Source organism: Streptomyces sp. NPDC090045 (assembly GCF_044747975.1).
In the GTDB taxonomy this organism is placed as follows: Bacteria; Actinomycetota; Actinomycetes; order Streptomycetales; family Streptomycetaceae; genus Streptomyces.
In genome coordinates, this window is sequence record NZ_JBIVFA010000004.1 from 564,484 (window position 1) to 578,895 (window position 14,412).

1 protein-coding gene is annotated in these 14,412 nt (G+C 75.7%); it reads right to left on the bottom strand.

All coding sequences use genetic code 11. The features are described 5' to 3' along the window. Window positions 1–19: 19 nt before the first annotated feature. A complete protein-coding gene (locus ACIPYQ_RS14850; protein ID WP_401250573.1) occupies window positions 20–14,341 on the bottom strand; it encodes an amino acid adenylation domain-containing protein in 14,322 nt (4,773 codons plus the stop codon). Between the last annotated feature and the right edge of the window lie 71 nt (window positions 14,342–14,412).

Here is a 14,412-nt window from a genome sequence, read left to right on the forward strand (position 1 = left end):
TCCTCGATTCGAGCCTGCGTCACTGCTGGGCCCTCCACATTTCTTCGAGCATGGTGATCTGGTCCTGGTCGAGGTCGACCAGGTCGAGGTCCGAGGGGGTGTGCCCCCCGGACGCGCCGCCGTCGGCCCAGGCGGCGAGGGCGTCCACGGCGGCCGTGAAGCCGTCCGCGAGCTGCCCGACGGTGTCCTGGGAGAGCGCCTCGCCCGCCCAGAGGAAGTGGGCGGTGAGTTCGGGCCCCTCGTCCCCGTCGGTGATTTCCGCGGTGATCTCCAGGGCGTGGGAGAGCGGCATCGCCGGGTCGGGCCGGGCGGACACCGCCCCGGCCTCCGGGGCCGGGCCCCAGTCGGAGTCGGCCCGGCCGGTCTGCCGGCCGAGGTAGTTCCACAGGATCTCGGGGCGCGCTACCGGGTCGAACAGCCGTGCCGTGGCCGCGTTGTTGTACCGCAGCAGGCCCGCGCCGAGCCCGCCGTCGGGCACCGCCCGCAGCAGCTCCTTGACCTCCTTCAGCAGGGCCCCGGCGTCTTCGCGCCCGGCGAGCACCGCCGCCGGGTCGTACGCTCCCGCGGGCAGCCGCAGCGGGTGGATGCTGGTCAGCCAGCCCACCGTGCGGGTCAGGTCGGCGCCCGGCAGCAGCTCCTGCTCCCGGCCGTGACCCTCCAGGTCCACGGTGAACCCGTCCGGCCGGGGCCGCCCCGAGCGGGCCGCCCAGTCGCCGACCGCCAGCACCAGCGCGCTCAGCAGGGTGTCCCCGACCGTGCCGTGGAAGGCGGCCGGGACGGCCTGGAGCAGCGGAGCCGTGCGCGCGGCGGAGAGCCGTACGGACAGCCGGCGCGCGGTCGCCGCCGTGTCGGCAGCCGGATCCAGCGGACGCCCGGCGAGCAGGGATCCGGTGGGGGACGCCGCAAGCCAGCGGTCGAGCTCGGCGGTGCGGCGCGGGCTCTGCGCCTCGGCCAGCAGGTGCGTGGTCCAGGCCCGCAACGAGGTCCCGGCCGGCTCCAGGTCCGGTGTGCGGCCCGCGGCGGCGGCCTCATGGGCCGCCCGCAGGTCGGGAAGCAGGATCTGCCAGGACACCTCGTCCACCGCGAGGTGGTGGACGACGAGCAGCAGCCGGCCCGGCTCGGCCGGGCCCCGGTCGAGGTGCACGGCGCGTACGAGCGCTCCCGACTCGGGATCCAGCAGCCGCCACACCCGCTCCGACTCGGCGGTGACCAGCTCCCGCAGCGCGGTGTCGGACAGCCCCGCCGCGTCGACGCTCTCCAGGACGGCGGCGGCCGCCACCGCGCCGGCCGGGCGGATCTCCGCACTCCACACTCCGGGGCGGGGCACGGTCAGCCGCTGGCGCAGCCCGTCGTGGTGGTCCAGTACGGCCTGCAGTGCGGTGGTCAGGTGGGTGCGCCCGGCCCCGGCGGGCAGCCGGACCAGCCGGGCCTGCGCGAACGAGGCGAAGGGGCCGCCCCGTTCGGCCAGCCAGGAGGCGACCGGGGGCAGCGGCAGCGGGCCGGGACCGGCGTCCGCCGCACGGGCGGCGGGGGCGGGGGAGCCCCCGGGCACGGTGGCGACGGCCGCGAGCGCGGCCGGCGTCGGGTGCTGGAAGACCTGCCGGGCGGAGACGGTCAGTCCGGCCTTGCGGGCCAGTCCCACCAGGCGGATGGAGACGATGCTGTCGCCGCCGAGTTCGAAGAAGTTCGCCTCGGGGGCGACCCCGGCCAGGCCCAGCACCTCGCCCATCAGGGCGCACAGGATCTGCTCGGGGGTGCCGGAGGGCACCCCGGGGGCCGTGCCCGGGCCGGCCGGGGCGGCCGTCACCGGTGCGGGCAGCGCCCGCCGGTCCAGCTTCCCGTTGGCGGACAGCGGCAGCCGCTCCAGGGCCGTGAACACGGCCGGGACCATGTACTCCGGCAGGCGGCCGGCCGCCAGGGCCCGCAGGGCCGTCGGGTCGAGGACCGCGCCGGGCGCGGGGACGGCGTACGCCACCAGGCGGCGCACTCCCGGCTGGTCCTCGCGGACGACCACGGCGGCCCGGGCCACCTCCGGCGCGCCGGCCAGGACGGCCTCGATCTCGCCGAGTTCGATGCGGAACCCGCGCAGCTTGACCTGGTCGTCGGTGCGGCCGAGGTAGTCGAGCCGGCCGTCCGCGAGACGCCGTACGAGGTCGCCCGTACGGTACATCCGGGCGCCGGGGTGGCCGTACGGATCGGCCACGAAACGCTCGGCGCTCAGGCCGGGCCGCCCGACGTAGCCGCGGGCCAGCTGGACGCCGGCCAGGTACAGCTCGCCGGGGACGCCCACGGGTACGGGCCGCAGTCGCGCGTCGAGGACGTACACCCGGGTGTTCCACACCGGCAGGCCGATCGAGGCCGAAGCCCGGGGCTCGGCTGCGGTGACCGCGGTGCAGGAGCCGGAGGTCACGTCGACGGCTGCCTCGGTGGGGCCGTAGAGGTTCTCCAGTGCCACCTGGACCGCGCCGGTGGAGGCGTGGAAGCGGGCGACGAGTTCGGTGGGCAGGGCTTCGCCGCTGCAGACGACCAGGCGAAGGGCGGGGCAGTGAGCGATCTCGGTCTCGCTCAGGAAGGCGGCGAGCATGGAGGGGACGAAGTGGAGGACGGAGACCCGCTGTTCGCGGATCAGTTCGGCGAGGTAGAGGGGGTCCTTGTGGCCGTCGGGGCGGGCGATGACCAGCGGAACGCCCGTGGTGAGCGGCCAGAAGAACTCCCAGACGGAGACGTCGAAGCTCGCCGGGGTCTTCTGGAGCACCCGGTCCCCGGGCGCGAGGGCGTACGCGCCTTGCATCCACTCCAGCCGGTTGACGATCGCCTCGTGCTCGACCAGCACGCCCTTGGGGGTACCGGTGGAGCCGGAGGTGAAGATCACGTAGGCGGGGTGGCGGGGCAGCAGGGGCTCGCGCCGCTCCGCGTCGGCCAGGTCGGATCCGTCCAGCTCCGCCAGCGCAGAGCGGATGGTGAAGGCGTCCAACAGGACCCGCTCCCGGCCGACTTCGGGGGACAGGGAGGTTCCCGACAGGGTGTCGGTAACTATCAGCAGGGGTTCGGCGGCCCGGGTCATGGCCGCCAGCCGTTCGGCCGGCAGGCCGAGGTCCAGCGGGAGGTAGGCGCCGCCCGCGCGGACCACCGCGTGCAGGGCGATCACGAGGTCGAAGGAGCGGGGCAGGGCCACGGCCACCACCGACTCCGGTCCGACGCCCCGGTCGATCAGCAGGCGTGCCAGCCGGTTCACCCGCTCATCGAACTCGGAACGCGACAGCTCGCGCCCCTCGAAGACCAGCGCGGGACCGGCCGGGTCCTTCGCCCCGTCGGAGACCAGCGCGGCCAGGGTGCGCGGACCGCCGAGCGCCCGGGCGGTGTCGTTCCAGCCGTCCAGCGCGAGCTCCCGCTCCGAGGGGTCCAGCACCTCGATCGCGGAGACCGGCCGGTCCGGCTCGGCCACGACCGCGTCCAGCAGCAACAGCAGCCGCCGGGCGATCAGTTCGACGCTCCCACGGTCGAAGAGGTCGGTCGCGAAGCGGATGCCGCCCGCGAGGGCGCCGGGCTCCGGGGAAGCCCCGAAGGCGAACTCCAGGTCGAACTTGGCGCCGCCGGTCTCGACGGTGAACTCCCGGGCGGGCAGCCCGAACAGCTCGGCGGCCGCGCGGTCCGCGGAGTGGTAGGTCACCATCGTCTGGAACAGCGGGTTGCGCGAGCGCGACCGCTCGGGATCCACCGCCTCGACCACCGCCTCCAGCGGGAGGTCGGCGTGGCCGAAGGCGGCCAGACCGGTGTCCCGCACCCGTGACACCAGCTCGGTGAAGGTCGGGTCCCCGGACAGGTCGGCGCGCAGCACCAGCGTGTTCAGGAAGAAGCCGACGAGTCCGTCGAGTTCCTCGCCCTCCCGGGCCGAGACCGGACTGCCCAGCGGGATGTCCTCGCCCGCGCCCAGCCGGTGCAGCAGTGCCGCGACGGCGGCGTGCACCACCATGAACGGCGTCGCACCGCCCTCCCGGGCGATCCGCGCCAGCCCCGCCCCCGTCCGCGCCGGGACGTCGAAGGTCACCACGTCCCCCTCGTACGAGGGGACCGCCGGACGCGGCCGGTCCACGGGCAGCGCCACCTCCGCCGGGGCGCCCGACAGGGCCTGCCGCCAGTACTCCGCCTGGCGGCCCGCCACCGACTCCGGGTCGCCCGCGTCACCGAGCAACTCCCGCTGCCACAGCGCGAAGTCGGCGTACTGCACCGGCAGCGGGGCGAATTCTGGTTCCGCGCCCGCCGACCGGGCGGCGTACGCCCGGTCCAGGTCCGCCAGCAGGGGGCCGGCCGAACCCTCGTCCGTGGCGATGTGGTGCACCAGCACCACCAGGACGTGGTCGTCCGGTGCGGCCCGCAACAGCGTGACCCGCACCTGCGGTTCGGCCGCCAGGTCGAAGACGTGCCCGCCGGCGCGGACCGCCTCGGCCTCCAGCCGGTCCGCGGCCACCTCGCGCACGGCCAGGGGGACGAAGGCCCGCTCGGGCGGGAGGACCACCTGGTAGGGCTCGCCGTCGTGCTCGCGGAAGACGGTGCGCAGGCTCTCGTGCCGGCGGACCAGGTCCTGGACCGCGGCCTCCAGCGCCACGGCGTCCACCGGGCCGTCCAGCCGCACCGCCGTCGGCACGTTGTACGTGGTGGCGGGAGCGCGGACGCTGTGCAGCAGCCACAGCCGGCGCTGTGCGAAGGACAGCGGCAGCCGGTCCGGCCGCGGACCGGCCTTCGTGAGGCGCGGACGGCCGGCGCGGGTGCGCTCCGCGAGGCGTGCGGCGAGCGCCGCCACCGTCCGCGTCTCGAAGAGGTCGCGGATCGCGCAGTCCACGTCCAGGGCCGCCCGGAAGCGGCCCACCGCGCGTGCGGCGAGCAGCGAGTGGCCGCCGAGAGCGAAGAAGTCGTCCTCCACGCCGACCGAGTCCAGGCCCAGTACGTCGGCCAGGATCCCCGCGAGGATCTCCTCGCGGGCGTCGCGCGGGGCCCGCGAGGAGCCGGAGGCGGGAGCGGCGGGCGCCGGCAGGGCCCGCCGGTCGAGCTTGCCGTTGGCCGTGGTCGGCAGCGAGGCCAGCGGCACCACCACGGCCGGGACCATGTACTCGGGCAGGCGGGCGGCGGCCAGGGTGCGCAGGGCCGCCGGGTCGAGGACCGCGCCGGGCGCGGGGACGGCGTAGGCGACGAGGAGCTGCACGCCGGGCTGGTCCTCGCGGACGACCACGGCGGCCTGGGCCACCTCCGGCGCGCCGGCCAGGACGGCCTGGATCTCGCCGGGTTCGATGCGGAAGCCGCGCAGCTTGACCTGGTCGTCGGTGCGGCCCAAATAGTCCAGGCAGCCGTCCCGGGTCCACCGCACCAGGTCACCGGTCCGGTACATCCGGGCACCGGGGGCCCCGTGGGGGTCGGCCACGAACCGCTCGCCGGTCAGGCCCGGGCGGCCGAGGTAGCCGCGGGCCAGCTGGACGCCGGCCAGGTACAGCTCGCCCGGCACTCCGACGGGCACTGGCCGCAGTCGCGCGTCGAGGACGTACACCCGGGTGTTCCACACCGGTCCGCCGATGGAGGCGGAGGCGGTGCCGGCCGCCGCAGCCGGAGGACAGTTCGCCGCGGTGACGTCGACGGCCGCCTCGGTGGGGCCGTACAGGTTGACGAGGCGGGTCGCACGGCCGGAAGCGGAGGAGTGGAAGCGGGCGACGAGTTCGGTGGGCAGGGCTTCGCCGCTGCAGACGACCAGGCGGAGGGTGGGGCAGTCGGTGATCTCGGTCTCGCTCAGGAAGGCGGCGAGCATGGAGGGGACGAAGTGGAGGACGGAGAGCCGCTGTTCGCGGATCAGTTCGGCGAGGTAGAGGGGGTCCTTGTGGCCGTCGGGGCGGGCGATGACCAGGGGGACGCCTTCGGCGAGCGGCCAGAAGAACTCCCAGACGGAGACGTCGAAGCTCGCCGGGGTCTTCTGGAGCACCCGGTCGGCGGTGTCGAGCCCGTACGCGTCCTGCATCCAGCGCAGCCGGTTGACGATCGCCCCGTGCTCGACGAGCACGCCCTTGGGGGTACCGGTGGAGCCGGAGGTGAAGATCACGTAGGCGGGGTGGCGGGGCAGCAGCGGCGCCCTTCGCTCCGCGTCCGCGACCGGACCGCCCGGCAGCGCGGCGAGCTCGGCGGCGCACTCCGGGGCGTCCAGGACGATGATCTCGGTGTCGGCCGGGTCCGGGATCTCGGTGTCGGCCGGGTCCGGCAGCTCCCCCAGCGAGGGCAGGTCCGTCACCAGGCAGACCGGCGCCGCCGTCCCCGCCATGTACGCCAGCCGTTCGGCCGGCAGGCCGAGGTCCAGCGGGAGGTAGGCGCCGCCCGCGCGGACCACCGCGTGCAGGGCGATCACGAGGTCGAAGGAGCGGGGCAGGGCCACGGCCACCACCGACTCCGGTCCGACGCCGCGGCCGATCAGCAGGCGTGCCAGCCGGTTCACCCGCTCATCGAACGCGGAACGCGACAGCTCGCGCCCCTCGAAGACCAGGGCCGGCGCCAGCGGATCGCGCCGGGACCCGGCCGCCACCAGGGAGTCCAGGGTCTGCGGCGCCACCGGCCGGGCCGTCTCGTTCCACCCCTCCAGGACCTGCGCCCGTTCGGCCGGGTCCAGCAGGTCCAGTTCGGCCAGCGCGACGTCGGGGGCCGCCACGGCCGCGGCCAGCAGGCGCAGCAGCCGGGCCTGCAGGGACCGTACGGTCTCCCCGTCGAACAGGTCGGTCGCGTACCGCACTCCGCACGTCATCGTGGCGGGCGCGCCGCTGCTGCCCGGGACGCGGCGGAAGAGGATCTCCAGGTCGAACTTGGCGGCTCCCGCCGCGACCGGGAACTCCTCGGCGCTCAGGCCGCCCAGGGCGTGGACCGGCTCGGCGCCGCCGTCCTCGTAGGCCACCATCGTCTGGAACAGGGGGTGCCGCGACAGCGAGCGCTCCGGGTTGACGGCCTCGACGACCGCGTCGAACGGCAGGTCCGCGTGGGCCAGGGCCTCCGCCCCGAAGGCGGCCGTACGGCGCAGCAGTTCGCCGAACGACGGGCCGCCCGCCAGGTCGGCCCGGATGACCAGCGTGTTCACGAAGAAGCCGACCAGGTCGTCGAGGGCCTCCTCGCCGCGCCCGGCCACCGGGCTCCCGAGCGGGATGTCCTCGCCCGCGCCGAGCCGGTGCAGCAGCGCCGCCACGGCCGCCGTGACCACCGTGTACACCGTGGTGCCGCGGTCCGTGGCCAGCCGCTCCAGAGCGCCGGCCAGCGCGTCCGGCAGCGCCGCGGTCACGGTGCGGCCCTCGTGCGACGGCAGCGCCGGACGGGGCCGGTCCACCGGCAGGGCGAGCTCCTGCGGCAGCCCCGCGAGGGCCTCCCGCCAGAACTGCGCCTGCGCGTGCGCCACGGACCCGGGGACGGCGCGGTCGCCCAGCAACTCCCGCTGCCACAGCGCGTAGTCGGCGTACTGGACCGGCAGCGGCGCGGTCTCCAGGACCCCGCCCGCGGACCGGGCCTCATAGGCGGCGGCCAGATCGGCGAGCAGCGGACCGACCGACCACTCGTCACCGGCGATGTGGTGCAGCAGCAGGAGCAGCACCTGGTCGTCGGCGGCGGTGCGCAGCACGGTCACCCGCAGCGGCGTCTCCGTCTCCAGGTCGAAGGCGTGGCCGGCCGCCGCGTCGATGCTCCGCCCCAGCTCGGCCGGCTCGATGTCGGTCACCGCGAGGCTCACGGCCGCGTCCGACGGCTCCAGCACCCGCTGGCAGGGCCCCTGCGCATCCTCGGAGAACACCGTACGCAGTGCCTCGTGGCGGGCGGTCACCTCGTGAACGGCCGCCTCCAGCGCGGCCGTGTCCAGCTGCCCGCGCAGCCGCAGCGCGACGGGGATGTTGTAGGTGGAGTTCGCGCCCTCCATCCGGTGCAGGAACCACAGCCGCGCCTGGGCGTACGACAGCGGCAGCCGCTCCGGACGTGGACCCGCCACCAGCGCCGGCCGGACCGCCGTCCGACGGCCGGCCAGCCGGCCCGCGAGCGCCGCGACCGTGCGCAGCTCGAACACGTCCCGTACCGAGCACTCGGTGCCGAGCGCGGCACGGATCCGGGCCACCACGCGGGTGGCCAGCAGGGAGTGCCCGCCCAGCCGGAAGAAGTCCTCGTCGGCCCCGATCGAGGCGATGCCCAGGACCTGGGTGAAGGCCTCGGCGATCCGCTCCTCGGCCGCCCCGCGCGGGGCCCGCCCGCCGTCCCCGGCCGCCGCGACCGGAACCGGCAGCGCCGCCCTGTCCAGCTTGCCGTTCACGTTCGTCGGCAGCACCGGCAGCACCATCACGGCGGCCGGTACCAGGTGTTCGGGCAGCCGGCCGGCCAGCTCGGCCCGCAGCCGGGCCGCATCGACGGTGCCCGTGACGTAGCCGACGAGCCGCGGCAGGCCCGGCTCGTCCTCGCGGACCACCACGGCGGCCGAGGTCACCCCGTCGAGGGCGGCGAGTTCGGCCTCCACCTCGGCGGGCTCCACCCGGAAGCCGCGGATCTTGACCTGGTCGTCGGCCCGGCCCAGGAACTCCAGCAGCCCGTCGGCGCGCCACCGTACGAGGTCGCCCGTACGGTACATCCGGGTGCCCGGGGCTCCGAACGGATCTGCGACGAAACGTTCCGCCGTCAGCGCGGGCCGGCCGAGGTAGCCACGGGCGTTCTGCTCTCCCGCCAGGTACAGCTCACCCGGCACACCCACCGGCACCGGCCGCAGCCGCCCGTCGAGGACGTGCGCCCGGCTGTTGTCCAGCGGGCGGCCCACCACCGGCGAGGCGCAGTCGGCCACGCGCGCCACCAGGGCGTCCACCGTGAACTCCGTGGGGCCGTAGTAGTTGACGACCTCCACCCCCGGCACGGCGCGCAGCTCCGCCCACAGCGCGGGCGGCACCGCCTCCCCGCCGAGCAGGAACAGCGGCGGCCGCCGGTCACCGGTCAGCAGGCCGGCGTCGACCAGCTGCCGGCCGTACGAGGGGGTGACGTCGAGCGTGTCGATCCGCTCCGCCCGCACGTACGCCACGACCGCTTCGGCGTCCCGGCGGCCGTACTCGTCCAGGACGTGCAGCTCGTGCCCGGCCACCAGCCACAGCAGCTGCTCCCAGGACGAGTCGAAGGAGAACGAGGCGGTGTGCAGGGCCTTCACCCGCCGCCCGAGGCGCGCGGCGACGGGCAGGTACAGCTCGCGCTCGTGGTCGCGGAACAGCCGGGTCAGACCGGCGTGCCGGAGCACGACCCCCTTGGGCCGGCCGGTGGAACCGGAGGTGTAGATGACGTACGCGGCGTGCTCGGGGTCCACGGGCACGGCGGCCATCGGCGCGGCGGCCGCGAGCCGCTCCTCCGTCGCGGGATCGTCCAGCACCAGCAGGTCCGCGCCGGGCAGCAGGTCCACGCCGGGCAGCCGGTCCGCGACCGCCCGGGTGGCCACCACGCACACGGGTGCGGCGTCCTCCAGCATGAAGGCGATCCGCTCGGCGGGGTGGTCCAGGTCCAGCGGCAGGTAGGCGCCGCCGGCCTTCAGGACGGCGAGCGTGGCGACCACGGTGTCGGCCGAGCGCGGGACGGCCAGCGCGACCACCGCTTCCGGGCCGACGCCGCGCCCGGCCAGCAGGGCGGCCAGCCGGCCCGCGCGGTCGTCGAGTTCGGCGAAGGCCAGCCGCTCGGGTCCGGCGACCACGGCCACCGCTTCGGGGTCGCAGGCCGCCCGGGCCTCGAACACCTCGATCACCGTGCCCGGCTCCACCGGCCGGTCCGTGTCGTTCCAGCGGGCCTGCCGGGCCCGCTCGGGCGCGTCCCGCAGCTCCCACCAGGACACCGGGTCCGCCGGAGCCGCGACCGCCGCCGCGAGCGCGCGCAACAGCCGCTCCGTGAACGTCTCCACCGTCGCCCGGTCGAAGAGGCCGGTCGCGTAGAAGACCTCCAGGTCCAGGTCGTCGCCGTGCGCCGTGTCCGAGAAGGTGATGTCGAGGTCGAACTTGGTGACACCGGGATCCACCCGGTCCACCCGGGCCGGATGCCCGAACAGGTTCGCCACGTCCTGGGTCACCGTGCTGTGCGAGACCATCGTCTGGAACAGCGGATGCCGGGCGAGCGAGCGCTGCGGGTTGACCTCCTCGACGACACGGTCGAAGGGCAGGTCCGCGTGGTCCAGCGCGGCCAGGTCGGCCGTGCGGACCCGCTCCAGCAGCTCGCGGAAGGACGGGTCGCCGGACAGATCGGTGCGCAGCACCACCGTGTTGACGAAGAAGCCGACGAGGTCGTCGAGCGCGCTGTCGCCGCGGCCGGCCACGGGGCTGCCCAGCACGATGTCCTCGCCCGCGCCGAGCCGGTGCAGCACCGCCGCCACCGCCGCGTGCACCACCATGAAGACACTGGTGCCGCTCTCCCGGGCCAGCGACCGTATCCCCGCCGCCAGTTCGCTCGGCACCGCCTTGAAGACCATGGCACCGGCCGGGTCGGCCACCGCCGGGCGCGGGCGGTCGGCCGGCAGCCCGGCCTCCGGCGGCAGCTCCGCCAGCACCTCGCGCCAGTACGACGCCTGGCGGGCGGCGAGTGATCCGGGCGTGCGCGCTTCGCCCAGCAGCTCCCGCTGCCACAGCGCGAAGTCGGCGTACTGCACGGCCGGGACGCCGAGTTCCGGGTCCCCGCCCGCGCACCGGGCCGCGTACGCCCGCTCCAGGTCGCGCAGGAACGGCCCCATCGACCACTCGTCGCTCGCGATGTGGTGCAGCAGGACCACCAGGGCGTGCTGCCCGCGGGCCGCGTCGCGCACCAGTGTCACCCGCAGCGGAGCCTGCGCCGACAGGTCGAAGAGGTGCCCCAGGGCCTCGCGGACCGCGGTCTCGAACCCGGCCTCCACCACGTCGCGCACGTCCAGCCGGACCCCGGCCCCGTCCACGTCCAGCACCCGCTGGTACGGCTCCCCGCCCCGCTCGCCGAAGACGGTGCGCAGGGTCTCGTGCCGGCCCGCCACGTCCCGCAGCGCCGCGTCCAGGGCGTCCGCGTCGAGGGCCGTGTCGAACCGCACCACGAACGGGATGTTGTAGGTGGCGCTCGCGCCCTCCATCTGGTGCACGAACCACAGCCGCTGCTGCGCGTACGAGAGCGGCAGCGGATCGGGACGCGGACCGGCGACCGGCGCCGGGCGGGCGGCGGCCGTGCGCCCGGCGAGGCGCCCGGCGAGGGCGGCGACGGTGCGCGCCTCGAACACGTCCCGGATCCCGCACTCGGTGCCCAAGGCCGTACGCACCCGGGCGATCACCCGCGCGGCCAGCAGCGAATGGCCGCCCAGAGTGAAGAAGTCGTCATCCGGGCCCACGCACGCGAGGCCGAGCACGTCGGCGAAGACCCCGCAGAGGATCTCCTCGCGGGCGCCGCGCGGGGCGCGGGCCCCGGTGGTCGCCAGCGCGGCCAGGTCGGGGGCGGGCAGGGAACGGCGGTCGATCTTCCCGTTGGCGGTCAGCGGGAAGGCGTCGAGGACGACCACGGCGGACGGCACCATGTACTCGGGCAGCCGGCCGGCGAGGGCCCGGCGCAGCGCCGCCGCGTCGGGGGCGGGCCCGCCGGCCGCGGGCGTGACGTAGCCGACGAGGTGCGGGAAACCGGGGAGGTCCTCACGGACCAGGACCACGGCGCGGTCCACGCCCTCACCGGCGGTCAGCGCGCTCTCGATCTCGCCGAGTTCGATGCGGAAGCCGCGCAGCTTGACCTGGTCGTCGGCGCGCCCGAGGAAGACGATCCGGCCGTCCGCCCGACGGCGTACGAGGTCGCCGGTGCGGTACATGCGGCTGCCGGCGGGACCGTACGGATCGGCGGTGAAACGCTCCGAGGTCAGGGCCGGCCGGCCGAGGTAGCCGCGGGCGAGCTGGTCCCCGGCGAGGTACAGCTCGCCGGGGCGGTCCGCCCCGACCGGGCGCAGGGCGCCGTCCAGTACGTAGGCGCGGGTGTTCCAGAACGGCGTGCCGATGTCGGGGACGCCGGTGTGGCCGGGGTCGAGGCGGCTGGAGGTCGCCCAGACGGTGACCTCGGTCGGGCCGTACACGTTGGTGACCGACCGCGCCGTGCGCGCGAGGCGTTCGGCGAGCGCCGCGGGCAGGGCCTCCCCGCCGACGAGCACGCGGGTGCCGCCGAGCGAGGCCGGGCGGCCGTCCTCCAGCAGGGCGTGCCACAGCGAGGGGGTGGCCTGCATGACGGAGGGGCGGTGGGCGTCGACGAGGGTGGCGAGCGAGGCCGGGTCCCGTACGGTGTCGCGGTCGGCGAGCACCACCGTCGCGCCGCAGAGCAGCGGGGTGTGGATCTCCAGGGCGGCGATGTCGAAGGAGATGGTGGTGACGGCGACGAGCCGCTCGGCGGGGGCCAGTTCGAGCTCGTCGGCCTGCATGCGCAGGAAATTGGCCAGGGCCGCGTGCGGGACGACGACTCCCTTGGGCCGGCCCGTCGAGCCGGAGGTGTAGATCACGTACGCGGGGTGGGCGCCGGTCAGCGGCGCGGCGCGGTCGGCGTCCGTGGGGGCGTCGGCGGCGGTGTCGGCGAGCTCGGCGAGGGTGTCGGGGGCGTCGAGGACGACGGTCTCCACCCCGGCGACGACGGGGGCGGCCGCCGCGCAGTCCAGGGTGGTGAGCACGCACAGCGGGCGGGCGTCCTCGACCATGTACTCCAGCCGGTCGGCGGGGTAGTCGAGGTCGAGTGGGAGGTAGGCGGCCCCCGCCTTCAGGACGGCGAGCAGGGCCACCACGAGGTCGGCGGTGCGGGGCAGCGCGAGGCCGACGACGGTCTCGGGACCGGCGCCGCGCCCGATGAGCAGGCGGGCGAGCCGGTTGGCGCGCTCCTCCAGCCCGGCGTAGTCCAGGGTTTCGGCGCCCGCGATCACCGCCGGCAGTCCGGGGTGCAGTGCGGCGGCGTGCTCGAAGGCGTCGACGACGGTGCCGGCGGGTACCGGGTGCGCGGTGCCGTTCCAGTCGAGGAGCACGGAGTCACGGGCCGTCGGCGACAGCAGGTCCGGGCGCCCGACGGGCGCCTGGGGGCCGGCCGCGGCGGCCTCGCGCAGGAAGTGCGCGAACTCGGCGCGCCGTGCGGCCAGCGAACAGGCGTCGTACGCCTGCGGGTTGGCGTCGAGCTCGAAGCGGATGCGGCCCTCGGCGGCGTCGTGGTAGACGCCGAGGGTGAGGTCGTCCACGGGGCCGGCGGCGACGTTGTGCACGGAGCCGGCCGCTCCGGCGAAGTCGAGGGAGTTGTCGAAGGCCTTGATGTTGACCATGGGCCCGAGCAGCCCCTGCTCGCGGCCGGACAGTCCGAGGTCGCGGCGGATGTCCTCGGCGCGGTAGCGCTGGTGGCGGCGCAGGTCGCGGATGTCGGACGCGACGGTGGCGACCAGCTCGGCCAGCGGGGTCTGCGGGCGCACGGTGACGCGCAGCGGGAGCACGTTGACGACCATGGCGGGCACCTTGAGCGCCGCCGAGCCGAGCCGAGCCATGGCGGGCAGGGACAGCAGCACGTCCCGGCTCCCGGTGGCCCGGTGCAGGAAGGCGGCAAACGCGGCGGTCACCACGTCGGCCCAACTGGCCCGGGCCGCACGGGCGATGGCGAGCAGGCCGGCCGTCTCTTCGGCGGTCAGGGTGGCGCCGTCGCGCAGGAACGCGTGGGCCGCGGGGAGGCGGGCACCGCTCAGCGGCTCCGGCTCCGGGTGGTCCGCGAGCCGCTCCAGCCAGTAGGCGCGGTCCTCGGCGAACGCGGGCGAGGCGCGGTAGGCCGCCTCCTCGGCGAGTACGACCTCCAGGCCCCCGAACGGGCCCGGCGCCGGCTCCTCGCCCCGGGCGAGGGCGGTGTAGACCTCCGCCGTACGCCGGGAGACCAGGGAGAACCCGAAGGCGTCCAGGACGATGTGATGGGCCCGCTGGTACCAGAGGGTGCGGTGCGGGCCGACCTTGTGCAGCGTGAACACGTAGAGGGAGTCGCGGACCGGGTCCACGGGGCGCGCCATGTCGGCGCGCATGAGGGAGAGCGCGGTGCCGTACGGGTCGTCCTGCTCGGTGTGGTCGAGCACTGCGACCAGCGGTCCGGCGGCGGGGCCGCTCCAGGTGAGCTGGTACGGATCGCCGTCCGGGTCCTCCGCGAAGCGCGCCGTGAGCGCCTCGCTCTCGGCGACCGTCCGCCGCAGCGCGGCCACGAACAGGCCGGCGTCCAGGGGCCCGTCGATCTCGACGTACTGGCCGACGTTGTAGACCGGGGAGTCGGGGTCGAGGCGCTGGCCGTACCAGACACCGGTCTGGGCCCCGGTGAGGGGAAGGCGCTGGGAGGGACGCTCGGTCATGGACATCGTGCTCCAGGTTCGCTGCGGGCCCCGGCGGGTGGCGGGGGACCGGCCAGAGGGCGACAGGGTGA